The organism is Scardovia wiggsiae (assembly GCF_051045985.1).
Taxonomy (GTDB): Bacteria; Actinomycetota; Actinomycetes; order Actinomycetales; family Bifidobacteriaceae; genus Scardovia; species Scardovia wiggsiae.
Genome location: NZ_CP157350.1, coordinates 1345763 through 1369382, shown reverse-complemented (window position 1 = coordinate 1369382; position 23620 = coordinate 1345763). Strand labels below are relative to the sequence as shown.

General features: G+C 51.0%; 21 protein-coding genes and 1 tRNA gene. 19 read left to right on the top strand and 3 right to left on the bottom strand.

Features of this window, described 5'->3' with window-relative positions:
• The first annotated feature begins 137 nt into the window (after window positions 1–137).
• The 16 genes from ABKA16_RS05835 (at window position 138) to ABKA16_RS05760 (ending at window position 17795) form a co-directional block, all read left to right on the top strand.
• Window positions 138–554 (top strand): hypothetical protein, encoded by a 417-nt coding sequence (locus tag ABKA16_RS05835; RefSeq protein ID WP_381000058.1) that lies wholly within the window; start codon window positions 138–140, stop codon window positions 552–554.
• An 85-nt stretch (window positions 555–639) separates the two neighbouring features.
• Window positions 640–909 carry a hypothetical protein gene (locus tag ABKA16_RS05830; protein ID WP_381000060.1) on the top strand — a complete coding sequence of 90 codons (270 nt, stop codon included), beginning with the start codon at window positions 640–642 and terminating at the stop codon, window positions 907–909.
• Between the two features lie 215 nt (window positions 910–1124).
• Complete coding sequence (locus tag ABKA16_RS05825; protein WP_007147992.1) at window positions 1125–1604, top strand: YwqH-like family protein; 480 nt, start codon at window positions 1125–1127, stop codon at window positions 1602–1604.
• A 236-nt stretch (window positions 1605–1840) separates the two neighbouring features.
• Complete coding sequence (locus tag ABKA16_RS05820; protein ID WP_381000062.1) at window positions 1841–2575, top strand: WXG100 family type VII secretion target; 735 nt, start codon at window positions 1841–1843, stop codon at window positions 2573–2575.
• 44 nt (window positions 2576–2619) lie between these two features.
• Window positions 2620–3981 (top strand): hypothetical protein, encoded by a 1362-nt coding sequence (locus ABKA16_RS05815; RefSeq protein WP_381000064.1) that lies wholly within the window; start codon window positions 2620–2622, stop codon window positions 3979–3981.
• 64 nt (window positions 3982–4045) lie between these two features.
• Window positions 4046–4510, top strand: a complete 465-nt coding sequence (locus tag ABKA16_RS05810) for a hypothetical protein (protein ID WP_007147995.1) — start codon at window positions 4046–4048, stop codon at window positions 4508–4510.
• Between the two features lie 295 nt (window positions 4511–4805).
• Entirely contained in the window at window positions 4806–5375 is a 570-nt protein-coding gene (locus ABKA16_RS05805; protein WP_381000066.1) for a hypothetical protein, read from the top strand.
• 207 nt (window positions 5376–5582) lie between these two features.
• The gene (locus tag ABKA16_RS05800; protein WP_381000067.1) at window positions 5583–6158 is read left to right on the top strand and encodes a hypothetical protein; all 576 of its coding nucleotides are present in this window, start codon (window positions 5583–5585) and stop codon (window positions 6156–6158) included.
• Window positions 6159–6437: 279 nt separating this feature from the next.
• Window positions 6438–6887 carry a hypothetical protein gene (locus ABKA16_RS05795; RefSeq protein ID WP_381000069.1) on the top strand — a complete coding sequence of 150 codons (450 nt, stop codon included), beginning with the start codon at window positions 6438–6440 and terminating at the stop codon, window positions 6885–6887.
• A gap of 100 nt (window positions 6888–6987) precedes the next feature.
• The gene (locus ABKA16_RS05790) at window positions 6988–8556 is read left to right on the top strand and encodes an FHA domain-containing protein (RefSeq protein WP_381000071.1); all 1569 of its coding nucleotides are present in this window, start codon (window positions 6988–6990) and stop codon (window positions 8554–8556) included.
• A gap of 59 nt (window positions 8557–8615) precedes the next feature.
• Window positions 8616–10346 carry a serine/threonine protein kinase gene (locus ABKA16_RS05785; RefSeq protein ID WP_381000073.1) on the top strand — a complete coding sequence of 577 codons (1731 nt, stop codon included), beginning with the start codon at window positions 8616–8618 and terminating at the stop codon, window positions 10344–10346.
• Window positions 10333–10842: a hypothetical protein gene (locus tag ABKA16_RS05780; RefSeq protein ID WP_381000075.1), complete on the top strand. Its 510-nt coding sequence runs from the start codon at window positions 10333–10335 to the stop codon at window positions 10840–10842. Before ABKA16_RS05785 ends, ABKA16_RS05780 begins: the two co-directional genes overlap by 14 nt.
• 33 nt (window positions 10843–10875) lie before the next feature.
• Window positions 10876–14829: a hypothetical protein gene (locus tag ABKA16_RS05775; RefSeq protein ID WP_381000077.1), complete on the top strand. Its 3954-nt coding sequence runs from the start codon at window positions 10876–10878 to the stop codon at window positions 14827–14829.
• 171 nt (window positions 14830–15000) lie between these two features.
• Window positions 15001–16554, top strand: coding sequence for a glutamate synthase (locus tag ABKA16_RS05770; protein WP_381000079.1), 1554 nt, complete (start codon window positions 15001–15003; stop codon window positions 16552–16554).
• Window positions 16555–16562: 8 nt separating this feature from the next.
• Complete coding sequence (gene htpX / locus ABKA16_RS05765) at window positions 16563–17501, top strand: zinc metalloprotease HtpX (RefSeq protein WP_381000080.1); 939 nt, start codon at window positions 16563–16565, stop codon at window positions 17499–17501.
• A 220-nt stretch (window positions 17502–17721) separates the two neighbouring features.
• Window positions 17722–17795: transfer RNA gene (locus ABKA16_RS05760), tRNA-Gly, on the top strand.
• Window positions 17796–17815: 20 nt separating this feature from the next.
• Here the strand turns inward: ABKA16_RS05760 and ABKA16_RS05755 are convergent.
• From ABKA16_RS05755 to ABKA16_RS05745, 3 genes are all read right to left on the bottom strand, one after another.
• Window positions 17816–19066, bottom strand: a complete 1251-nt coding sequence (locus ABKA16_RS05755; protein ID WP_381000082.1) for a hypothetical protein — start codon at window positions 19064–19066, stop codon at window positions 17816–17818.
• A gap of 96 nt (window positions 19067–19162) precedes the next feature.
• Window positions 19163–19579 (bottom strand): hypothetical protein, encoded by a 417-nt coding sequence (locus ABKA16_RS05750; protein ID WP_381000084.1) that lies wholly within the window; start codon window positions 19577–19579, stop codon window positions 19163–19165.
• Window positions 19561–20190, bottom strand: coding sequence for a sugar O-acetyltransferase (locus ABKA16_RS05745; protein WP_381000085.1), 630 nt, complete (start codon window positions 20188–20190; stop codon window positions 19561–19563). The genes ABKA16_RS05750 and ABKA16_RS05745 overlap by 19 nt, the downstream gene beginning before the upstream one ends.
• Before the next feature lie 235 nt (window positions 20191–20425).
• On the opposite strand from ABKA16_RS05745, the gene ABKA16_RS05740 reads away from it, so the two are divergent.
• The 3 genes from ABKA16_RS05740 (at window position 20426) to ABKA16_RS05730 (ending at window position 23487) form a co-directional block, all read left to right on the top strand.
• Window positions 20426–20974 (top strand): TM2 domain-containing protein, encoded by a 549-nt coding sequence (locus ABKA16_RS05740; RefSeq protein ID WP_381000087.1) that lies wholly within the window; start codon window positions 20426–20428, stop codon window positions 20972–20974.
• A 55-nt stretch (window positions 20975–21029) separates the two neighbouring features.
• Window positions 21030–22088: a class II fructose-bisphosphate aldolase gene (gene fbaA, locus ABKA16_RS05735; RefSeq protein WP_381000089.1), complete on the top strand. Its 1059-nt coding sequence runs from the start codon at window positions 21030–21032 to the stop codon at window positions 22086–22088.
• A 97-nt stretch (window positions 22089–22185) separates the two neighbouring features.
• On the top strand, window positions 22186–23487 hold the full coding sequence (locus ABKA16_RS05730; RefSeq protein WP_381000091.1) for an adenylosuccinate synthase: 1302 nt from the start codon (window positions 22186–22188) through the stop codon (window positions 23485–23487).
• Window positions 23488–23620 lie beyond the last annotated feature (133 nt).

The following is a 23620-nucleotide window of genomic DNA, read 5'->3' as shown; positions in this document are numbered from 1 at the left end:
CTTATGTGTATTATGTATAAATAAGGATTATACGTTTGCTTCGGCGGTGAAGTAGGTGAGTGGATGAGTATAAACAGTAATGGTTATTGCAGCTAAAAAAGTAAAGGTAAGGCTGATGAATACTGGAGACAAAAACTATGGATAAAACACTTCAAAAAGAGCATAGCCGGCGGTTCGCTTTGCTGCATGAGAAGTATGCAGCAAAGATGGAAAGCCTGTCAGAGCGTGAAGAAGACTGCAAAAGGATATTCAATAATATAGATCAGCTTAGTGACGAAATAGCCTACAGGCTCCGCTGTGATATGGATTCCCTCCGCGAACAGATAGCTACGGGAGCCCTTGATCCTAAATTCAACAGCGATATCACCGAAATGGAGGCATACTTGCATAAACTCATGGTCCAGGCTGAGGAGGAGAAAGGGAGGCTGTCCGCTGAAATAAAGGGTATCCGCGATGAGATGGCAGATGAGGATATCGCGTATGGCCATGCTGTCCGTTCCCTTGATGAAGAGTTTGACAGCAGGAAACGGTCAGGGGGAACTTTAGCACCTTAATCTGATAATATCTGCTTTATAAATAACCATGCACGCAAAACATTAAAATAAAAATATCAGAATCAAGTATATAAGGGGATCCGTAATGGAAGGGACCATTAAATCAAGTGCAGCCGCGGCGGCTGTTGCCAGGGATAAATTGGGTGACGGCGAGGATACCTTTACCGGCCTGAAAACGAAGAAGCTGTCCGATTCCGGGGAAGTTGAAGGCAACCGTGTACATGACGGTAAAATTGCTGAAAAGATGAAAGGGTTCATGAAGGCATGGCATGAACTGGTCGATACTGATAAGAAAAATATCACTGCCGCCGCCGATGCCCTTGAACAGGCAGACCGTAACGCCGCTGTACGTTAGCAGGCTGGTGCGATGCGGCGAGAAGTGGGACCAAGGCAACTCAACTCAATGCAACGCTAAGAACGGCATTCCTACGCATACGCTGATTTGCACGGCGTAGCCCCGCGCCCTGTTTTTGATAAAATCTTAGCCACACCGTTGTGGATTGTAAGGATTCCCTGTTATAATAGAGCGTGAAAGAATAGAATCTGTAAGAAAAGAGAAAGGGTACTTCCATGGGGGATAACCAGCAGATTCAGGCACAAATTGACGATCTGGCAAGCAGCAGAAGCACTCTGCAGTCAGAAGTTTCAGGCCTCCAGTCGCAGGTAAATGACCTGAACGGCCAAATATCTGCAATCAACGCTAAGCTCACTACTGCGAGAACGTTTCTTAATGATGTCGATACATCATTTACAACGAAAAAGACTAATCTTTCAACTAATCTGGATACGAGTGCGAATCTGTTCCAGACGGCGGTTGACGATACCACAGTCGGTGAGGCTCTGAAGAAGCATAACAGCGATATTGATACGAAGATCTCCGCTGTTAAAACAGCTGTCCAGGCGCTTATTACCCGCCTGCAGAACCAGCTGACCACTGCAACGACAAATCGGGACACAGCACAGAATTCGTTGGATTCAAAACAGTCGCAGCTGAGCTCGACCCAGTCTCAGATCAATGACCTCTCTGACCAGCTGACCACTGCTGAGTAGGTGCGGCTGTTGCTGTAAGCGGCCGCATGCGGCGGGCAGCTCACAAGGCCGGTAGCTTAAGGAGGTAACACTCTGACAGTAATAAAACTTATTGATCTTATCGATAGTGAAACAAAAATATAGGGTACAGCATAATCATCAGGATTAGCATAGGGAAATATTTCTATATGCAGCTGTAACCGTTAACGGCGGAAGCTGTTAACAACCAGCAACAATAATGAAAGCAGGTAGAAGATATGTCCAGTTCAGAAGCAAAAGGCGGAGAATCAGGGTCCTCGGGTTCCTCCGGGTCAGGCGGCGGCGAAAGCAGCGGCGGCTCAACGGGGTCAAAAGGAAAGACTTCCAGCACGATCACCATGAAGCCAGGGGAGGTCAGCGAGGCTGGCGGGGATTTCAAAACGAAGGCAGATGATATAGGTACCCTAGGCACTGACACCCAGGGGCTGACAGATACCCTGTCAGGCTGCGAAGGCGCCGCGTACAATGCCCTTGTTACGCGGATCGGCCAGGTTGCTACAGCTGCTGACGGTATCAAAACCGCGCTGACTACATATTCTACTGCCCTGACTAATGCTGTCACTACTTTCACGAATGCTGACGGGGAGCTCTCTTACCAGTTCAGCTCTTCTGATGGCAAGAATTCCTTCTATGAAGAAGATGGGAATACAATCGTTCGCGGTGCCCACCGAGGGAAGGAAAAATCAACCACATACGATGAGAATGGGAATGTTACTGAGGAGAAAAACAGTGAAACCCGTACATATCGTGACAATGATGGTATGTACTCCACTTCTGAGGAGCGCACAGATACGCATAACCCTGGAACTGGGGAAACAAATGTTTCCACCTCAAGGACTACCCGCACCAGCGGTCCGGACGGGTCAGTTTCAACCCGCAGTGAATCCAACAATACAACTTATCCGGGGCATGGAAGCACCAGTTCACGCCGTTCATCAGGCAAACATAAGTAACTGGACATCATCAGCTAACAGATCTTATTGAAAGGAGTACCACAATGTTTCGTATAAATACGGATAATATCAAATCGGTATCAGATTCCGTCACTGAGGCTAAAACCAGTTATGAAACTAAATTTAGCGATGCCCGGAAGAAGAATATTGAAACTTTGCAGGGGCAGGACGGCAGATGGGCGCAGGCGGCTGAGACCAGCTATAATGCTGCAGATATTAAAATGAACAGCTTCAAGACTGCATACGGCACTTTTGCAACCTCCCTGTCTAACGCGGCTTCGGATGCGACTGATTCTTTACAGCCTAAGTATAAGGACGTGTTTACAGAAGCAGGGACCAGCCCTCAGGATGAAAAGCAGGTTAAGTGCAATCCTGACAGCAATTTTGGCAACAGCCTTGAGGATGCGGCAACTTCTGCTGATTCGTTCGCTACTGAGGCAAATAATTTCGTCACGCGTGCCAGTGAGCTTGATAATGAGCAGGGGGAACGGGACACTATTATTTCTTCCCTTAACGATGTGCACACGTACACTACTGATCAGGCCACCAAATACCGCGATATTAAAACGAAGTGGACTACATTCAGCACGGCTGTCAGCGATTTTGACGGCAAATACTCTTCTGAATTTTCCGGTGAATTTGTTACCCCTGAGATTACCACAGCCGCCCAGCAGGAGACTGCCCAGATGCTTGCTGATAACTTCAGTTTCGATGCCCATGGCGGTACTAAAAAACTGTGCACGGATGGTTCCAAGAGCGGGAGCATAACCGTAGATAAAAATGGGAACATGTCCATTAAAGGTGAGGCTTCAGGGACAGCCACCCTATTCAATGCATCCGGGGAGGCAAGTGCACATGGCAGTGTTTTGGGTATGCGTTCCAGTGCTACGGGCAAAGCGGAATTTGACGTTTCTGCCAAGGGCAGTGCGAGCGGAAGCATAGGTCCCAATGGATTAACCGGGGAAGCTTCAGTTTCTGCCGGAGCAACGGTTTCTGCCGATGGCAGTGTCCACCTTGGAGAAGACCTTCCCTTCGGCGGAGTTGGCGCTTCCGGCCATGCTGAAGGCTTTGCCGGTGCGGAAGCTAACGGCAAGGCAACAGTTGGTAAGGGTGATGACGGGTCGGTTGGTGCTTCTGTAAGCGGTGAAGCCTTTGCCGGTGCGAAGGCTGAGGCCAGCGGCCAGGTTGACCTTGGTCCGCTTTCGCTTTCCGGTGATGCTTCTGCCCGTGCCGGTATAGGCGCCGATGGCCATGCCGGTATTACGTTCAAAGACGGGAAGCTGACTGTCAGCGCCGGAGCCAGCGGTACTCTTGGTGTAGGTGCCGGTGCCCACGGGACAATAAGCCTTGATGTAGGTTCCATAGTTGACGAAGGGGAACATTTCTTCAAGGGATTGTTCAGCTAATCGGAGCTGATCAGAACACAAGTATAAAATATAACTGATAACGCATACTGTATTGGAGGTTTGTATGTTGTTTTTTCCGAGTAAAGAGACAGTGGGTATTCCGGGGTTTTCGTTTGAGATTCCGGAGGGGTGGTCTGTGACGCATCCTGATCATGTGCTGTTTTGTGTTATTCATCCGCAGGAGGTGTTTTCGCCTAATACTGTGGTGGCTTTGGATCGTCGTTCTGGTGATATTGCTGGTGATGTGATTATGGGGGAGATGTCGGAGTATGTTGCTTCGTTGAAGAATTCCCATGTGACTGGCCAGCAGTCTGGTGTTAATGATTTGGGTCAGGAGTGGAGTGTTATTGAGTATACGTATGATCATGAGATTGGTCCGTTGGCGAGTTCTTTGGCGGTGTTGACTGTCCGTCATGATGGTGTTGCTGATGTGTATCGTTTTCATTCTACGGTTGCTGGTGAGGGTGCTGCTGAGGATTTGAAGAAGATCCATGGCTTCCTGTCATCAATCCGCATAGCAGAAAAGTAGAGGATAGGACAAAGCATATAAGGGTATTTCCAGAGCATTCCGGAAATTATGTGCTGGCTGGCCTGAGGGTATGCAGTAATTGCAGGCTCCCAGGCCAGCTGTTATCAGGACCCTTTCCGCCTCGCTTCTCTTTCTTTTCCTTTCTCCTTCTCCACTCTTTTTCCCTCCTCCCCTCGGAGCCGCTGGGAATCGGGAATAGTCAGGATTAGCCTCTTCTGCCAAATTCAGAAAGTAATCAGGAAACTTGTGTATCCTGACAAAGGGTATTAAGTTATATATGAATTTCGGAGGAAAAATGAAAAAATCTTTAATTAGAGTATATGCTGCTGCAGCATCTGTAGCTTTACTGGCAGGATTGGGCGCGTGCAGCATAACATTTACCCCTAATTCGCCATCCTCCAGCTCGGCTGTCCGCGCTCCGAAGGGATGGAAAAAATTCACTTCCACTGAGCTAGGGTATTCCATTTATTTTCCAGGAACTCCTGAGAGGGATACTTATAAGGATAATGGCGGCAGTTATATACGGTATTCAACCCTTGGCGACGGTGAGGATATTAATTATTCTGTATCTTTTACGGGATTTTCTTCCTCGCAGAAGGCAGATGCAGAAAAATTCAATGAGGCGCAGAAAAAGAAAGTCCTTACTAATTTTGCAAAGTTGATCGGCTTAGAGGAGAGCGATATTACTTTCACCACGGTTGACGGGTATCTTGCGTTTACATATGTTTCTCATGCTACAGAAAACTCGTCACTCGTCCTCCGCCGTGCTGTTGTATTCGGCACAAAAGGCCTTTATGGGTTGGAATCTTTTGGCGTGTCTGAGGCCCAGGCCAATACTTTCAGGGATACTTTCCGTATACTGTAGAATCCTCACCAGAACCGCAGATATAACCCGTTGTGAAAAGGTTGAATGCCTCTGCGTATCGTTGTTTCGGTGGGATATACAAAGAATATATAATTTATACTATAAATTATTTTGTGGCGGATCCTATGGTCTTCATGGGTTTTTGTTGTTTTAACACCGGTTTAGACGGTTGTATAGGATAAGCTGTAATTATAGATTGGAAATATTATGAAGAAGCAGTTAGCGAGAATATTGGCGGTTCTTGTTTCGTTGCCGTTGTTTGCTGGTTTGGGTGCGTGCAGTGTGAGGTTTTCTATCGGGTCGTCGCATCCGGTTTCCAGTTCTCCTGTCAATGCCCCGAAGGGGTGGAAGAAATTTACCTCTAAGGACCTCGGGTATTCTGCTTATTTCCCCGGAACCCCTATAAGGGACACTTATGAAGATAGAGCTGGAACTTATAAGCGGGATGCAATTGTTGACAGTAATGAAAATATGGTTTATGCCGTGTCTTATGGGCATTTCTCTGCTTCCCAGGATGGAGATGCGGATGCGCTCACTGATACCCAGAAAAAGGAGCTGCTGCTTAAATTTGCCAGACTTATCGGTGTAAAGGATGAAAAACTGAATTACACCACGATTGATGGGCATATGTCTTTTGTCTATACGACCACAGCGGAAGAAAATGCAGCAATAAAGATTTATCGAGGTATCGTTCTCGGAAAACATGGTTTTTATGCGTTGGATGCTTTCGGTGTTTCAGAAGCTGATGCTAAAACCTTTAGGGATACTTTCCGCATACTATAAAGTTTCAAATTCTAAGCACCCAAAAGGGGGACAAATACTATGGTTTGTAATTATTATGTTCATTATACGACTAATGATTCTATGCCCACTTGGCTTCAAGTACTGTCAGATATTCTTATTGTTGTTGCTGTGGTTGGCGGGCTTATCGCTGCGGTTTTTGGGGTTCGTGCGGCTCGGAGGTCTGGTGGCGGTGGTGTTCGTGTTGCGAATGGGGCGAAGAAGGCGAAGGGGGTTGCCAGTCAGCTGAGTGGGCGTTTTTTGTATAGTGTAGGGAATGCTATGAGCGGCAGTTATGCCCAGGTGCAGGACCGTCATGCTGCTTTTCATTTTGTGCCGTTGAAGGATAAGTTTGAGGAGTATTGTTTCCGTCAGAAGGTTTGGGTTCCGTTGGGGTATGGGCCTTTCGCTTCAGGGAGTAACCGGTATCTGCTTAATTATGTGGAGGTTCCCCGTCCGTATGGGCATATTGCTGCGTATGAGTTTCGGTATGATGATCCTTCTGTGGATTGGCATTTGGCGGTTGTGTATGATATTGCTGTGGATGAGGGGCAGACAGATGCGTCTGTTGCCCATGCTGACAGGGCGGCTTTGGTGGATGCGGCTCAGGAGCATGCGTCGCGGTATTATCCTGTTACGGTGGAGAATGTGGAGGGACACGATATAATTATGTCTATTGATTGTATGCCGGCGGGTATCAACGCGCATTATGCTGCGCTGCTTGATCTGTAAAACCCAACCAGCACACCAAAAACACAGATGGCAATATATCATGCTACTTGTCGCATACAGGAAGATATAACGCAGTAAAGGGCGTTAGGGGGACAGCATCATGAAAGTTCGAGTTGTCAGGGACTGGCATACAAAGGCCAGGACGGTACGTGTCACTCTGACTGGCCGGGAGACCCTTAATTATGCGCTGGCGGAACGGCTGAAGCATACAGATCTGCCCTTTTTGCCGCCTTTCAAATATCAGATAAAAGGCGATTCCGCTGTCCTGTTTTATGATATTACCGGCTGCATGAAAATCAGGAAATTCATGGAGGCAAAGATATCTGTCGGACAGTACCAGGATATTATCCGGTCCGTGGCAGACATCACCGATATATGTACTGAGGCTTCAGCGCCTACGGAAAGTGTGCTGTGGGATAAAAAATATATTTATATCAGCCAGCCTGTGCCGCATCCCGTGTATATCATTGTCCCTGCGCACGGAATTGCGCCGGGGCGTCCAACTGCCAACGACCTGCTGATGTATCTCAGTGATGCTTCAAAAGTACATTTCCCTAATGATGACGGGAATATTTATGTTGAGATCGTACGCGATTATGTCCGGCGCAATCCGATATTCTCTTCAGTTACGCTGCGGGACTGGATGGTGAAAAAAGGGGTGATAGCGCAGGCGGGTATGTCCTCCGGGCAGTTCCTCAGCCCTGATATGGGTACCGCTGCACAGAACCGGCAGCCGGCAGCACAGGCGATGCAGCTGCAGCCTCCTCTGCCGGCCCCTCCCGCTGCCTCTGTGCCGGCCGACGGTTTTGCGCAAGGGCCAGGCTGGGATCCTGTAGGGACTGTCCTTGGGGAAAATGGTGCTGTGGAATACGGCTCTTTAGGCGAGTCTGTTGTGAAAGAAGTTTCCCGGGTACCTGATACATCACGGAAAGATGATAATGCATATACTCCGGTTGTGGATTCAGCGCTGCTGACGATGATGCCGTCCGCAGGAGGCGCAGGTTTTGCCCAGGCAGGTAGTACAAGCTCATCGCAGCTTGTTGCCCGGCAGGGCACTGCGCAGGCTTCTGCAGGAGCGGCGCAGGGCAGTCCGGTACAGCAGTATTCCCAGCAGCCATCCTTATACGGCCTGCAGGAATCGCAGCCGATGGTACAGCAGCAGCCCGGCCTGTACACCTCAGGCGCAGCAGTGCAGGCTCAGCCGCTCCGGCAGCCTGCCTCTCCGTCGGGTATGCCTGCGCAGGCGGCCCCGCAGACACCGTTGGCGTATCCGCAAATGCCGCAGCAGGTATCACCAGCGCAGGCATCGCAGCCGCGGCAGGCAGAGCCCCCTGCGGATCAGCCCGGCAGCACTCCTGTTCATATTCCGGTCTTTACCGTAATACGGCAGCGCGATGGCTATACAGCCCGTATGAAAGCACTGAGGGCGACTATCGGGCGCTCTGAAACAGCGGATATCCATATGGGCGGCGAAGCTACAATGAGTCGGATACATGCAATACTTGAGTATCTTAGCGCAGATGCTTTTGCCCTTATTGACAATAACTCGCCGAATGGTACCTTTGTAAAAGGGGTTCGTTTGCCCTCAGGTGGCAGGACAGTTTTGCGGAGCGGTTCGACTTTTTCGCTGTCTGATGTAGAATTTGAAGTAGTAATAACTTTTGACTGAAAACAGCCAGCCAAAAGCGGCACAATAATTAATGGGACAAGAAGTGAAGAGGATTCATTATGACCCGTGAAAATGACATAGTCGGCGGACGGTACCGTATCATCGCACAGATCGGCACCGGCGGAATGTCTACTGTCTACCTGGCAATAGACAAGACCCTTAACAAGCAGTGGGCTGTTAAGGAAATCCGCAATGTCGAAGACAAGCATAAACGCGAGGTAATTGTCCGGAGCCTTGTAGAGGAAGCCAACCTTATCAAAGCCTTTGACCATCCTGCGATCCCCCGCATCGTTGACCTTGTTGACGAGTATGGAAGCCTTTATGTAGTCATGGATTACATTGAGGGCCGGACCCTGCGTGAAGTGCGTCGCGAGAAGCAGCAGTGCACCGAGAAGGAAGTCGTTGACTGGGGTATCCAGCTGTGCAGTGTGCTTGACTATATCCACCGCCGTAAGCCCCCTGTCGTTTTCTCAGATATGAAACCGTCCAATGTTATGCTTAAGCCTGACGGTACTGTTATGCTGATCGATTTCGGTATCGCGCATATTTCAGGCAAGCCTGTCCACTCAGCGGAAGAGGCTGCCCAGGGGATACTCAACCTGGGGACACCCGGGTACGGTTCGCCCGAACAGTTCAGTAAAGGTGCCGTTACAGATGCCCGTTCCGACGTGTATTCGCTGGGCATGACCCTGCATTTCCTCCTTACAGGGGTTGACCCTACTCAGCAGGTCTATCCGATCAGGCAGTACCGGCCGGAACTTTCTGAGGGGCTTGAAAAGGTCATCGACAGGGCTATTGATAAAAATCCTGATAAAAGGTACCAGAGCTGTGCGGAATTCGCTTATGCACTCAGGCATTACAAAGAGGAAGATGACGCACATATCAGGGCACTTAAACGTAAGTGGTATTCCTTCGTAGCAGTCCTGGCGGCTTCTGTCCTGTGTGCTGTGCTGGGCCTCGGGGCGCTGGGCGCAGAAGCTATCACAAGGAATAACAGTTTTGACTACTGGATGGGTGCAGCACGCCAGGAGCCGCGGAAAGCTGAAGCGGTAAATTTCTATAAGAAGGCTGCCGCCCTCCGCCCGAAGTCCATAGAACCTTTCGAGGGGATGCTTAAGCGGTACAGGGCTGACGGGAAGTTCACGCCCGATGAAGCTGTTCAGTACACGGATGCGGTCCGGGCCAATGAGGGGGTTCTCAAAACAGATGAGATCCGCTGGGCCCAGCTATGCTATGACACAGGGCTGCTGTACTGGTTCTATTATGCGGATTCCCAGTCTGGCAGTGCGCAGGCGGATCCCATTTCCCTGCAGTACGAACGGATCCGTTATTCGCAGCAGTGGATGCGTGATGCGGCCGATACAGGGGCATTCAAGTATCAGAAGCAGGCGCAGACTTATGCAGATATTGCAGCTTTCAATACCCAGGTTGTCCCTGAGATAGTCCAGGGTACGGATAGGGGCAAATTCAGAGGCTATTTCACGGAGCTTGAACAGCTTGTAAATACCGTGCAGAATGAAAGCAACGAAGTTATGCGCCTTTACGTTTCCCAGTTCGTCCAGAACGTCCTGAGCACGTATACACGTAAATTCCGTGCGGATAAGATCGACAAATCCCGCATGCTTGCGCTTGCTGAGCGGTGCATGGCGATAGCGAAGGATACTTCAACGACTTCCCATGCCACGGATGAACTGAAAGAGGCCATCCTCAATCAGGAAAACAATACCAGGCAGTCCATTATTGATGGCTTCGTCGACGCCAGGAAAGTAGGTAATAATGAGGCCCGATAGTTGGCATACGATAGCAATAGTCCTTTTCTGCCTTGCCGCAGTCCTGGCAGTTGCTGCCGTTATCCTCTTCTTCGTCCTGAAGATCAGGATAGTGTACAACCGTCTGAGCGGAAAGACGGCTGAGCGTGAGATCTCCAGCCTGAGGCGTGCGCGCCATGCATTGTGGCGTGCAGAGGCCACGGATTCTTCATCCAGGTCAGGGAGCAGGAGATCGGGAACCGGTTCTTCCGGCGGGAACCACAGCCTGATCCAGATGCGCGTGGCTAAAACCGGGCAAAGTTTCCCCAGCCCTTCCCTCTCCGATGATGAGGCGCTGACAAGCATCCCTGATGATAACAGGGATATGGGCGATGAATCTGAAACAGTTATCGGCGTGCCTGTGCGGCCTGCAGGCTCTGATAGTGAAGCAGGGACTGTTGTCAGGATACAGGATCCGCCGCTTTCGGATGATACTTCTGATGGGACTGATGGGACAGAGGCTGCTGCTTCTGAGTAAATAGAGAAAAGACAAAGATTAAGGAACAGGATAATGAACAGCAAACAGATCAGCCAGATAAAAAAGGTACTCCTGCATGCAGCCGTAATCATGGGTGCAGTGCTCGGCCTGGGGATTTTGGCGTCCCCGGCGCCGGCATCATATGCGGCACCTGATGAACCTGCAATCACAGGGGTCTCGTACTCGATGGCAGATAAGAATAATGCTGTAGGGGCATATCTGGTTTCACCCCTGCATTCGGAACTGAAACTTACCGTATCGGGGGCTTCAAAGCTGTCCGGCGTGGACGCGCGGTACCAGTATACAACTGTTGACAGTGAGGGCAATAAGCATAAAGTCCCGGGCCAGCCGCGTACTGTCCCTATGGATGAAGTACGGCAGGAAGCTGATGGGGATAATACAAAAACCTTCCGGCTCGGGCTGGATGATGAAGGCATCTATGCATTCGGTGATATACGGTTCACCCTTACCTACACGGATTCTGCCCGGAAACCCAGAACAGTGGTTAAAACTTTGTCCAGCCTTATAGCAGAAAGCAAGTCCTCCCCGCAGAACCCGTCCGTGAAAGCCACAGAATCGCTGCAGGGCAGCGGCGTCAGCTCCTTCCTCCTTACAGATACCGATAAAGGCATATCGCTCAATGTAACAGATGCAGACGGCAAAACTGTTGACAATGATGCTACGATTACCGCCGCTTCACGCCTGGACGGGGCTAAGGCTTCTGCAAAAGTCAGCAATACGTATATCAACAAACTTGATGACCTCAAAAAAGCATGGATCGCAAAGCATACTGTTACAGTGGCTAATAATGACACAGGCGCTCGGGTCCAGCTTTCCGGCGATGACCTGGCAGTCAGCGGACAGCAGGACGGCAGCTTCACTGTTACCGCACAGCTGTCGAAGGCAAAAGAAAAGCTCGGCGGCTCTTTTGAAGATGCCGCATATACAGTTAAATACGGCATTGGGTCTGATATAGGGAAAGCATCAGATTTTACTGTTGACACAGGCACCCCGAAAATATCTGCTGAGGTCCCGCATGCTGAGGCGGGCAGGGATCTGGCCGAAAAGGTGAGTATACGCCTGCAGCAGGCTAACGTCCTGATCCGGGGCTCGCAGCCGAAGATCAGGATCACCGTCAATGACGGCGGCGGTATTGATCTGAAAAGCGTAAAAGTTACGGTGAAAAAGGCCGATTCGCTGGATGGCAGCCCCCAGCCGGCAGATGCCTCCTCATGGCTGCGGAAGGTTTCCAGCACACGCAGGAACAGAAAGGTCATTTATGAATTGACACTGCGCGATGACGGGCTTTATAACCTGTCTGATATTGCCATACAGGCGCGCAACAGGGCAGGACGTCCGCTGGTTGCCGACCCTGACGGGCAGACACTGTCAAATAGCGTTGCCAGCAAGCAGTATGACGCTATACTTGTCAACAATGGTGCGGCCGAGTCGCTTAAGCCTGCAATCACCGTACGGCCTTCCGACGGGAATGCCCAGCCGAAAGAACATAACGGCGTCAAATATTACCGGGGTGAAGTCGTTGAGACTGTTACCGTTACAGATAAATGGATAGACGCATACAGGCAGATCACAGGCCTTAAAGTAAAAGTTACCACAAAGGCTGGTTCCGCTGATCCGCAGGTGTCTGAGATACCGCTGACCGATTTCACGTTCACATCCCATGATAATACGGTTTCAGCAGCCTATGAGCGCAAGGTCAGTGATGAAGGCAGATACCACGTTTCCGCAAGCCTCCTTGAAGGCATCAATGATGAAGGCATCGAATTTGTTATTGACCATACTGCGCCGAAGATATCGCGGATGGCAGTAGAACCGGCAGGGGATCCGGTGTGGAACTGGCTCTTCTCTGACAGGCCTGTGAAAGTTACTTTCAGCGGGATGGCAGACCATCTTTCGGGAATAGACCCTGATGCAACCGGATTCACCAAGTATAACGGGCACGATGCAGACGGCAGCACGCCGAAGCTCAATATAGATGATGACACTATATCGTTTACGCTTGAGAAGAATGGGGACAGGCTGGCATTCGCTGATACCGATATCACCATAACTGACTTTGCCGGCAATACAGCCACATTCAAGCTTTCGGATTTCGTCAAAAATGACAGGAACGAGGCAAAGTATGCTTCCAATATCGCCCAGAAAGGGGTGCGCGGCGTTATTGTGCAGACCGAAAAGCCGGTTATCGCTGTTGCCTACGATAACGATTCCGTGCGCAATGGAAAGTACTATGCTTCAGGCCGTACTGCAACAGTTACGGTAACGGACCCTGTATTTGACCTGATCATACAGAATGACTCTCAGCGGGCTATTGTTACAGTAGGGCATGATGGCGGCAGTACAACGGTGGCCGCAGAGAAGTTCACACAGGTTCCAGGCAGGCAGGATACGTGGACTGCACAGGTCAAGTGCGACAGCGACGGTGAGTGGAGACTGTCGGCACAGCTAACTGATCCGAGCGGGCTTTCAGCTGACCCTTATGAGGCTGAGTTCATTGTTGATGCCACTAAACCGTCTCTGACCCTCACTTTTGACAACAACAGGTCGAAAAACGGCAATTACTATAACGCCAACAGGACAGCAACCGTCACTGTGTCTGACCGCAACCTGGACATGGGCAGCACCCATATCGCTGTAACGGCGAAAGGCGATGACGGACGCCCCCTGCCTGCCCCTGCTGTAAGCCCATGGGCGGTGAAAGACGGCGGTGCAGGCAGGGACAGGACCTACACTGCTACGGTGACCTTTACCGGCGAGGAGCATTACTCCATCTCAGCCGTATCTGCCGATCTTGCCGGCAATGCGTCTGAAAAGGTGGAGGAGCCTGAATTCATTATTGACAAGACGATGCCGAGGCTCGACATCTCCCGGGTCGTTGACAAATCAGCGTATGCGGGTGCTGTAGCGCCTCAGATCAGTTCATCGGATTCAAACCTCGACGAATACGGGACGACATATACACTGAAATCATCACATAATAAAGGGTCTTCGGTGTATGTATATCCGAAAGTGCGCAATACGCCTACTACCCAGGATGTCACCTATACTGATTTCCCGCATGAGGTCAAGTACGACGATTTCTACACTCTCAGTGCTACTGCGCAGGACAAGGCGGGGAATACGGTCACGAAAACAGTCGTATTCTCTGTCAACAGGTTCGGGTCCGTGTATTCTTTCGATGATTCCACGCAGGACATACGCGGGAAGTACGTCAAGAAAGCCCGGCAGGTGGTGATCCGCGAGACCAACGTCAGCGGGTTGAATGATAACTCGGTACAGGCAAACCTGATCAAAAATTCACGTGTCCTGCCGCTGGATAAATCCCAGTATTCAGTGAACAACAGCCAGGACAAAGGCTGGTCGCTGACTACATATACTTTCCCGGCTTCCCTGTTTGAAGGCAACAGCTACTACCGGGTCCAGCTCACGTCTACCGATAAGGCCGGGAATTTGGCGCAGAACACTATGGATAACAAGTCCCCCAACCGCAAAGCGGATGCTGAAGTCAATTTTGCTGTTGATGCGAAGAAACCGGCTGCGGCAGTCCTGGGGCTCAGCAGCAACCAGGTGTATTACGGGCCGTCGCATGACCTTTCCCTTTATGCCCGCGATAATATGGCCACTGAGCGGGTAGAGCTTTATGTGGACGGCAGAAAAGTGCAGGCGTGGGATAACAGGGACTTCCTGTCGCAGCCGCCAAGCTATACGATGCAGGCTGACGGCGGGAACCATACTGTTACGGTCAAAGCCTATGACCGTGCGGGGAATGCAACGGAAACAACGTACGGGAATGTAACCATTGCGGCTAACTGGTGGCAGTACATAACCAGGACTCCTGGCATACTCAACCGTGTGATCGCAGGGACTATAGCAGCGCTTGCCCTTATAGCAGGTATCACTGTATTCCTGGTGCGCCGGCACAGGCGGCGCAAGTGGCGCAGGAATCCGTTCAACCGTCTGGCATAATAAGCCGAAAGGGCGGCAACGGATTAACGGACCGGCAAAGGCCAGCTTGCCCATTACCGGGCGGCTGGCTTTTGCTGTATACCTGCCGTGCTTCTGCCGCAGGATCCTGCTGCATGGATTCCTGTTCTAGATTTCTATGGTAACGGGACTGTATAGGATAGTATAAAAACTATGACTGATGATAAGAATACCGCCGGCATGGCAGGCAGGCCGCTGCGTGCGGCCGTTATAGGGGCGGGCCCGGCCGGGATATATACCGCGGATATTTTGCTTCAGCAGCTCCAGCAGAAGGGTCCGGATCTGGGGCTTCCCGCCGAAGCGTATGTTGATATTTTCGAAAAGCTCCCCGTCCCGTTTGGCCTCGTACGGTATGGTGTTGCCCCGGACCATCCGGCAATCAGATTCATTACTGCCGCACTCGATAAAATGCTCAGCAACCCGCATATCCGGCTTTTCGCAGACGTCGAATTCGGGAGGGATATAACGCTTGAAGACCTTCGGGGATACTACGATGCTGTGATCTTTTCCACCGGTGCTGTTGACGACCGTCCGCTGGACATTGAAGGGCGCAGCCTGAGAGGAGTATATGGCGCAGCACGTTTTGTAGAGTGGTATGACGGATATCCCGGTACCCCGCCGGTGTGGCCGCTTGACGCTGAAACGGTAGCGGTGATAGGCGGCGGCAATGTAGCGATGGATGTTACACGCATGCTTATGCGGTATCCTGACGACCTGCTGGGCACGGATATCCCCCAGAATGTTTATGATGGGCTGGCTACAAACAGGGCCAGGGATATCCATGTTTTTGTGCGCCGCGGAGCTGTCCAGGCAAAATTCTCCGTACAGGAGCTGCGTGAGCTGGAAAAGCTTCCCGGTGTCCGGATAATCATTGACCGGAAAGATTTTGATATTGATGATGCCGTAATGCGTGAGGCATCGAAAGACAAGCTGACCCGCCAGATGATAGATGAGCTGTTTGCTGTACGTGACCTGGCAGAACATATGGCAGGCCCTGACGGGGCTGAAGCCGGTCCCGGGCCTGGATTCGGTACTGATTTTGAAGGGAAGCCTGCAAAACAGCGGTGCTATCTCCACTTTAATTCCAATCCGGTCCAGATACTCGGCGATTCCGGGAAAGTGCGGGCCGTCCGTATCGAGCGGACTGTTACCGCCGCCGACGGCGTTATGGCAGGGACCGGGGAATATACCGACTATCCTGTGGGAGCGGTCTACCATGCTATCGGTTATAAGCCTGCAGAGATCAGCGGTATCCCCTACGATGAAATACGGTATACTCTGAAAAATAAAAATGGGCGTGTTATCTCAGGTAATATCCCTGATACCTCTGATACCGCGGAGGCAGGCAGCGGTTTCGGGATTCTGCCGTTTGTGTATACGAGCGGATGGGCGAAGCGCGGGCCGGTAGGCCTGATAGGGTCTACAAAATCGGATGCGCTGGAAACTGTGGGGAATATCCTTGAGGACTGGGCACGTGCTGCACAGGCCGGGCAGCTCAGGGCTGAAGATGGAGCCGGCAGTGCTGATAAGCCTGACACTATTGGACAGCTGCTGGCATCACGCGGTATCAGCCCCTTGGATTATGATGCCTGGCATCGTATCGATGCCTGCGAAAAAGCCGAAGGGGCAAAAGCGGGCAGGGACCGTATCAAAATTACCGATGCAGAAGTGATGCGTTCGTGCGGATCCCAACCCGCTGAAAGATAAAGGATACTATGAATAACCAAAAATTTCGAGTGCATGGGTACGCAAACGGGTTGAAAACCATACTCCTTTTTGGCCTTATGTGGGCTGTTATATTTATTATCTGGTTCCTGACCGGGGCACGGCAGTCTACGCTGGCATATTATGTTGTTATAGCAGTAGTTATGACGATGGGGAGCTACTGGTTTTCAGACAGGATAGCAACGGCAGCAATGGGGGCGCGCGAAGTTTCAGAAGACGAATCCCCGAATCTGTATGCCATAGTGCGCGAGCTGTCCCAGAAAGCCGGGAAACCTATGCCCCGGATATACGTTGCACCTGCTGAATCGCCGAATGCTTTCGCAACAGGGCGCAATGAACGCCATGCTGTGGTATGCTGCACGCAGGGGATACTGCAGATACTTGATTACCGGGAGATCCGCGGTGTGCTCGGACACGAGCTGATGCATGTGTATAATCACGATATCCTGACATCCTCCATAGCATCGGCAATGTCTATGGTGATCACATACCTCGGATACTCCCTGATGTATTTCGGCGGCGGGTCAGACCGTGACGGCGGAAGAAGGGGGAACCCCATTGGGGCACTCCTGACTATGGTACTGGCACCGATAGGGGCATCCCTTATCCAGATGGCAATCTCCCGTACCCGTGAATATGATGCCGATGAAGACGGAAGCAGGCTCACCGAAGATCCGCAGGCGCTGGCCAATGCCCTGCGTAAGATCGAAGCAGGCGTAGGGGAGCGCCCTCTGCGCCCGACGAATGCGACCCGTACGATGTCAGCTGTTATGATAGCGAACCCTTTTAATACCTGCACAGTGAGCCGGCTGTTTTCCACTCATCCTCCCACTGAAGACCGTATTGCACGCCTGGAGGAGATGCAGCGCGAGATGTACGGCGAAAGTTCGGTGCAGGACCCTGCTGATGAACAGTATATGCAGCACTAGCCCGCGGTCCTTGGAGCTGGCGGCTATGCTGTGCTGTACCGGCCCGGCCACCGGGCAGCGGGCTGTGATCCATCCGGCCCTGCTGGCTGCGCTTCGCAGAAGCGGAACACGCGCAAACGTTTTTTAGCAAACATAGTGCGCGCATGTGCTACACTAATAACCGTTGCCCAGATGCGGTGCCCCATATAGCAAGCTATCCGGCCTGCATTAAAGGGCTCCTGCGGATGTAGTTCATTGGTAGAACGACAGCTTCCCAAGCTGTAAAGGCGGGTTCGATTCCCGTCATCCGCTCCATAGATGTTTAGAGAAGCAAGTTATGAGTAATTGGGGTTTACCGCAAAAGATGTTTGAAACAGCCGTTGGCTTTTACCGTTTAAAAGTTCAACAAGTGAGCGCTGTAAAGGTATCTCTTTAACCTGGCGCAGCGTCTTTCTGTCAAGGATACGCAACGAAGTTTGCCGGCTATGTTTGGAAACGGGTGTGAAAAGTGTAAAAATATGCCGCTCGGTTAGATGCATTTCATGGAAAAGAAGTTCCTTGTGCGTATGTTTACCGTTGTCGGGCCTGACCGTCCTGATAATTTTTCCAGTCGATAGTTCTATCTGATAGATTGTGCCGGTATCATTAAACATAAATGTTAGGATCCCATTATCCAAGGAAGCAGCTTCATATGAAAATGGTTCAGAAGTTTCCACTATCAATGTTTTCCCTGATGGCTCTTTTATGGGAATAAACGAATTTTCACCTGTTAACGTATTCCACTTCAATATCTCCCAACTAGCAGCGTACGAATCCTCTTTCTGGCTGGTAATACCGATACCGTAGACTACGTTATTAAGACATGGCATTGTATCGTCAGAAACGGGAGTAAATCTGTCATCAGGATTTGCTATGGAAAATCCCTTTTCATCGGAGATTTTCCTTGAAATTCTTTGTAGTGTAAGCCGCTCGTGACTGTTCAGCATGAGGTTTTCCAGATCAAGTCCGTAAACCCCTGTATCACAGGAGGCTACTGTGTGAAAGGGGAAATGAACGATTTGATACAGTTGCGTTCCATCTGTATGGTCGAATACCTGCAGAATATTTTTGGGCTTGCCCGATACATTGTCGAATCCCTCATCGAACGTTGCTAGAGGTTTCCCATTTTTCTGCTCTATTATTTGGTTTTGTATATATGTCTTTCTGTTAGGGGTCACTATACCTGTGCTGCCGTTACTATTAAAAAAATAATCATTTTCATAATCTGAAAAGAACAGCCCTTTTTTAGTCCATAGTAATTTTTGCAGGCCCATACCTTTTGTATGGACTAAAGAATACGAGCCATTGTTACGGAGTAAGGCAACATATCCTGTTCTGCGGTCGTGCACCTTATCATATTCAGGATTGATGGCAATAGCAGCAACAACATCTTTTAGACTTGTCTGATCTGCTGATAGTACTTCAGGGTGGGCAGGCCCGCAACCGGTCGAAAGGATAAAAGAAAAGAATAAGCTAATTTTTAGCAGATGGCGGAGAAGAAGATCAACTTTTCCCCGCCATCTGTAAAGCAGCTGTTCCGGAGCCATAGCAGCTTCTACCTTACTGTGGCATAAGTAACGGCTTTAGAGGAATCTTTCAAATCCCATGGCCATACTATGTCATCCCCGCTTCGAGCATTCAAGTCAATATGAGCTCCGTACCCAATAAGCTGCCCACACCAGTTGGGCGCAGTGTAACGCACCGCGGTCATCCTTGTTCCCGTACAGGTATGCGGCGTTATAATCCCGGCCAATATATTTTCTGGCACGGCTTGCAGCTTTATTTCGAATTGATGCCTTCTTTCCGCTTAATCCGGATAATATCTGGAGATTTTGATGATAATCATCGGTTATTGTGCCTGCAGATGCTACTTGCGGCAGGGAAACAGCCAAAAGTACGCCTGCAATAAGGGGGGGGGTTATCAGTCCTGAAACCTTTTTTAAATTTTCCATCTCAATATCCTTTAATTGTGTGAATTGAATTATAGTCTTACAAAAAACCTCAGCTTTGAGATTTTTTGGGCGTCTCCGCTCCAGCAGCATCACAGGCCGGTTTTCCATTGCCTGTACCCTTCAGCTTTGCTGCGCCAGTATTCTTTATCTTTATCAGTGATACCGCGGATCACCCGGCATGGATCGCCTGCTGCAACGCTGTGGGACGGGATATTCTTAACGACCACAGAACCGGCCCCGATCACTACGTCATCACCGATAACGACACCCGGGCAGACAGTCACATTGCCGCCGAACCATACATTATTGCCGATCGTGATGGGGAGCGCGCCTTCCAGTTGGCTGTTCCTGGTCTCAGCATCTATGGGATGGTACGGTGTCAGCAGGTTTACCCGTGGGCCGAAGAATACGTTGTCGCCGATCGTGATAGGCGCAACATCAAGGAAAATGCAGCCCATATTCGCGTAGAAATTACGGCCTATGCTAATATTTGAGCCGTAATCGCAGTTGAATGGCGGCTCAAGGAATGCACCATCGCCGAGGCTTTTGAACAGTTCGCGGAACAGGGCCTCGCGTTCGTTGAAAGCATCGTATGCAGAGGTATTTATTGCGTGTACGAGCCGGCGCTTACGCATGCTGTCTTCCTTGAGTTCCGGATCGCTGGCAATATACAGTTCGCCTGCCAGCATGCGTTCTTTTTCACTGGAGAAACCTGCCATACTATAACCTCTTTGCGTGTGTAAAGGTCTGTCCCTCCCCTAAAAGAACAGAGAGGGGCTGCTATAAAGCAGTATATATGGAGGATTATATTGGCTGCAGATATTGCGGTGTCAGGTATGCAGCCGGCGTTCATATCAGCATCCGCAGGATACTGCAAGCGGGCATGGCAGAGGAGCCTCACCGGCAACAGGGCCAGCGTGTCAGTCCTCCCTTCATCTTGGTACAGTAAAACTTATGTCAGAAGCAAATAATAATCATCCTCAGAACGCTGGGGAGCAGAACGGTTACCAGGGTCCCCAGCAGGGGGCTTCCTACCAGCAGCCGTATACACAGCAAGGCTATGCTTATCAGCAGCAGCCGGGTACAGGTCCCCAGCCAGGCCAGAGCGGACCTTCTGCCTATACAGGTTCCGGCAATTCCGGCACATATAATTCATATGGGCCGCAGGGCGGTTCCCCCTATAATGCAGGATATAATGCCGGCCCCCAGTATGCGCCGCAGAGCCCTTATGGCATGCAGATGCCGTATGGGGCAGGGACCCATTCTAAAATTGCCGCAGGCCTTTTAGGGATTTTCCTGGGGACCCTCGGCGTCCATAATTTTTATCTGGGGTACACTGGCAAGGCAGTCGCCCAGCTGCTGTTGACCGTTATCGGGTGGATAATCATAATTGGCCCGTTCGTTTCGGCAATATGGAGCTTTGTTGAGGGGATCATAATCCTCTGCTCGAATCCGGGAAGCCCATGGCACAGGGACGCAGCAGGCTACGAGCTCAGGGACTGAAACAAGTCTTTTTCGTGGCCTTCCTTATGTAGGTTAGACGTGGGATAATAGAGCCATGACTATTGCAACACCGGAACGTTATGCTGAAATGCTTGATGCTGCCCGTAAAGGCGGCTATGCTTATCCCGCTATCAATGTGACCAGTACGCAGACCCTTAATGCTGCGCTGCAGGGTTTTGCTGATGCGCAGTCTGACGGTATCATCCAGATATCCGTCGGTTCTGCTGCCTACCTGTCCGGGCAAAGGGTGAATGACCGTGTAACAGGGTCAATGGCGCTTGCCCGGTATGCCCATGAAGTTGCGAAACACTACACGCATAATACGGTTGCGCTGCATACGGACCATTGCGCAAAACAGTATCTGGATGAATGGGTGCGGCCTATCCTCGCTATAGAGCAGGATGAGGTTTCCCATGGCCAGGAACCCACGTTCCAGTCGCATATGTGGGACGGGTCGGCAATCAGCCTTGAAGAGAATCTTGATATTGCCGAGAAGCTGCTGGCAGAATCAGTAAAAGCCCATACTGTCCTGGAAATCGAGATCGGTGCTGTGGGAGGCGAGGAAGACGGTATCACCGGGGCTATAGACGATAAGCTGTATTCCACTCCTGAAGATGCCTTCCAGGTTGCACAGCGCCTTGGTATGGGTGAAAAAGGGAGCTATATGGCAGCGTTTACTTTCGGCAACGTCCACGGTTCATATAAGCCGGGATATGTGAAGCTGCGCCCGGGACTGCTGGGGAAGATCCAGTCCGAGACTCAGAAAGTGATCAACAGGGGTCTTATACCCCAACCTTCAGAGGCTCCCGACGGGAAGCCGTTCCTTCTCGTGTTCCATGGAGGCTCAGGGTCGCTCCCCGCAGAGATCGCGGAAGCTGTTTCCTACGGGGTAGTGAAGATGAATGTGGATACTGATACGCAATACGCTTTTACCCGTGCTATTGCAGGGCATATGTTCAGCAATTACGATAAAGTGCTGAAAGTTGACGGCAATATTGGCGATAAAGCTGAGTATGACCCGCGGTCATGGGGACGGGAGGCTGAGGATTCTATGGCTGCCAGGGTCATGGAGGCCTGCACAGGCCTCGGCTCGGCTGGCAAGGCGCTGCGCTGAGCGGCCTGGACCCTGGAATAAAGCGGATTTCTGCTTCTGATACCGGGCTGCCGGGCTGACCAGGGGCAGAGGAAAATATAAAGGCAAAGGGGAGCATATGCCTGGAATCGTTTTGGTTGGAGCCCAGTGGGGGGACGAGGGCAAAGGCAAAGCAACCGACCTTATCGGTACGGAAGTCGATTATGTTGCACGTTTTAACGGCGGAAACAACGCCGGGCATACTGTAGTCGTGGGGAATGAATCCTACGCCCTCCATCTGCTGCCCTCAGGGATCATCAGCCCTAATGTCATCCCTGTGATCGGCAATGGGGTGGTTGTTGACCTTGAAGTCCTGTTCCGGGAGATCGACGGGCTGCAGGAAAGGGGTGTTGACTGCTCCAGGCTGCTGGTCAGCGACAGCGCCCATATCATTGCCCCGTTCAGCCGTGTGATCGATAAAGTAACAGAACGTTTCCTGGGCAAGCATAAGATTGGCACAACGGGAAGAGGGATCGGCCCGACATACGCTGATAAAATAAACCGCGTAGGCATACGTGTCCATGACCTTTACCACCCGGGCCATCTGAGGGATAAAGTCGAGGCCTCCCTGCATCAGAAAAACCAGATGCTTATCAAACTGTATAACCGCAGGGCAATAGATGTAGATGAAACCACCGATGAACTTCTCCAACTGGGTGAACGCCTGCGCCCGTATGTGGCGAATACTCAGAACGTATTGAATTCTGCGCTGAATAAGGGCAAGACCGTTCTTTTTGAAGGCGGGCAGGCGACTATGCTTGATATCGACCATGGGACATATCCGTTTGTGACATCATCCAACCCTACGGCTGGAGGAGCCTGCACAGGGACCGGTGTTGGCCCCACAAAAATCAGCAGGGTGATAGGGGTGGCAAAAGCATATATTACGCGCGTCGGGGAAGGGCCTTTCCCTACTGAGCTGGATGATGCGCAGGGCGAATGGCTGCGGACGCAGGGGCATGAGTATGGCGTCACTACCGGCAGGCCGCGCAGATGCGGATGGTTTGATGCCGTAGTCAGCCGCTATGCAGCTGGAGTCAATGGGCTTACCGATATCGTGCTCACCAAGCTTGATGTGCTGACCGGGCTTGAACGTATCCCTATCTGTACCGCATACGATATCAAAGGGCAGGGTGGTGCTGCTGCAAGGCATACTGCCATGCCGACGGACCAGGAGGCGTTTGCACAGGCTGAGCCTGTATATGAAGAGATGCCGGGATGGGATGAAGATATCAGCGCTGTCCGGAAGTTCGATGATCTCCCCCAGGCTACGCAGGATTATGTCCACAGGCTGGAAGAATTGTCCGGATGCCGTATCTCTGCGATCGGTGTGGGCGCTGCGCGCGAGCAGATCATTTCCGTGCACAGCCTGCTTGGGTAGTATTTCCCCGTTTCTTCCGGATCCGTCTTCTCAGCCGGATATCTCAGCAGCCGAAAATCCGCGAATATGACCCTGTTATCGCTTTATACTTTATACCCCTGTACTTTATACTCCTAGCCTATCTTGGGGAGCC

Excerpts from the sequence above, each read along its gene's own strand:
- ABKA16_RS05740 (WP_381000087.1), top strand. The coding sequence starts at position 20,426 with ATGTCAGAAGCAAATAATAATCATCCTCAGAACGCTGGGGAGCAGAAC.
- ABKA16_RS05835 (WP_381000058.1), top strand. The coding sequence starts at position 138 with ATGGATAAAACACTTCAAAAAGAGCATAGCCGGCGGTTCGCTTTGCTG.
- ABKA16_RS05785 (WP_381000073.1), top strand. The coding sequence starts at position 8,616 with ATGACCCGTGAAAATGACATAGTCGGCGGACGGTACCGTATCATCGCA.
- ABKA16_RS05770 (WP_381000079.1), top strand. The coding sequence starts at position 15,001 with ATGACTGATGATAAGAATACCGCCGGCATGGCAGGCAGGCCGCTGCGT.
- ABKA16_RS05745 (WP_381000085.1), bottom strand. The coding sequence starts at position 20,190 with ATGGCAGGTTTCTCCAGTGAAAAAGAACGCATGCTGGCAGGCGAACTG.
- ABKA16_RS05815 (WP_381000064.1), top strand. The coding sequence starts at position 2,620 with ATGTTTCGTATAAATACGGATAATATCAAATCGGTATCAGATTCCGTC.
- ABKA16_RS05750 (WP_381000084.1), bottom strand. The coding sequence starts at position 19,579 with ATGGAAAACCGGCCTGTGATGCTGCTGGAGCGGAGACGCCCAAAAAAT.
- ABKA16_RS05780 (WP_381000075.1), top strand. The coding sequence starts at position 10,333 with ATGAGGCCCGATAGTTGGCATACGATAGCAATAGTCCTTTTCTGCCTT.
- ABKA16_RS05775 (WP_381000077.1), top strand. The coding sequence starts at position 10,876 with ATGAACAGCAAACAGATCAGCCAGATAAAAAAGGTACTCCTGCATGCA.
- ABKA16_RS05805 (WP_381000066.1), top strand. The coding sequence starts at position 4,806 with ATGAAAAAATCTTTAATTAGAGTATATGCTGCTGCAGCATCTGTAGCT.
- ABKA16_RS05795 (WP_381000069.1), top strand. The coding sequence starts at position 6,438 with ATGAGCGGCAGTTATGCCCAGGTGCAGGACCGTCATGCTGCTTTTCAT.
- ABKA16_RS05800 (WP_381000067.1), top strand. The coding sequence starts at position 5,583 with ATGAAGAAGCAGTTAGCGAGAATATTGGCGGTTCTTGTTTCGTTGCCG.
- ABKA16_RS05790 (WP_381000071.1), top strand. The coding sequence starts at position 6,988 with ATGAAAGTTCGAGTTGTCAGGGACTGGCATACAAAGGCCAGGACGGTA.
- ABKA16_RS05830 (WP_381000060.1), top strand. The coding sequence starts at position 640 with ATGGAAGGGACCATTAAATCAAGTGCAGCCGCGGCGGCTGTTGCCAGG.
- ABKA16_RS05825 (WP_007147992.1), top strand. The coding sequence starts at position 1,125 with ATGGGGGATAACCAGCAGATTCAGGCACAAATTGACGATCTGGCAAGC.
- ABKA16_RS05730 (WP_381000091.1), top strand. The coding sequence starts at position 22,186 with ATGCCTGGAATCGTTTTGGTTGGAGCCCAGTGGGGGGACGAGGGCAAA.
- ABKA16_RS05810 (WP_007147995.1), top strand. The coding sequence starts at position 4,046 with ATGTTGTTTTTTCCGAGTAAAGAGACAGTGGGTATTCCGGGGTTTTCG.
- htpX (WP_381000080.1), top strand. The coding sequence starts at position 16,563 with ATGAATAACCAAAAATTTCGAGTGCATGGGTACGCAAACGGGTTGAAA.
- ABKA16_RS05755 (WP_381000082.1), bottom strand. The coding sequence starts at position 19,066 with ATGGCTCCGGAACAGCTGCTTTACAGATGGCGGGGAAAAGTTGATCTT.
- fbaA (WP_381000089.1), top strand. The coding sequence starts at position 21,030 with ATGACTATTGCAACACCGGAACGTTATGCTGAAATGCTTGATGCTGCC.
- ABKA16_RS05820 (WP_381000062.1), top strand. The coding sequence starts at position 1,841 with ATGTCCAGTTCAGAAGCAAAAGGCGGAGAATCAGGGTCCTCGGGTTCC.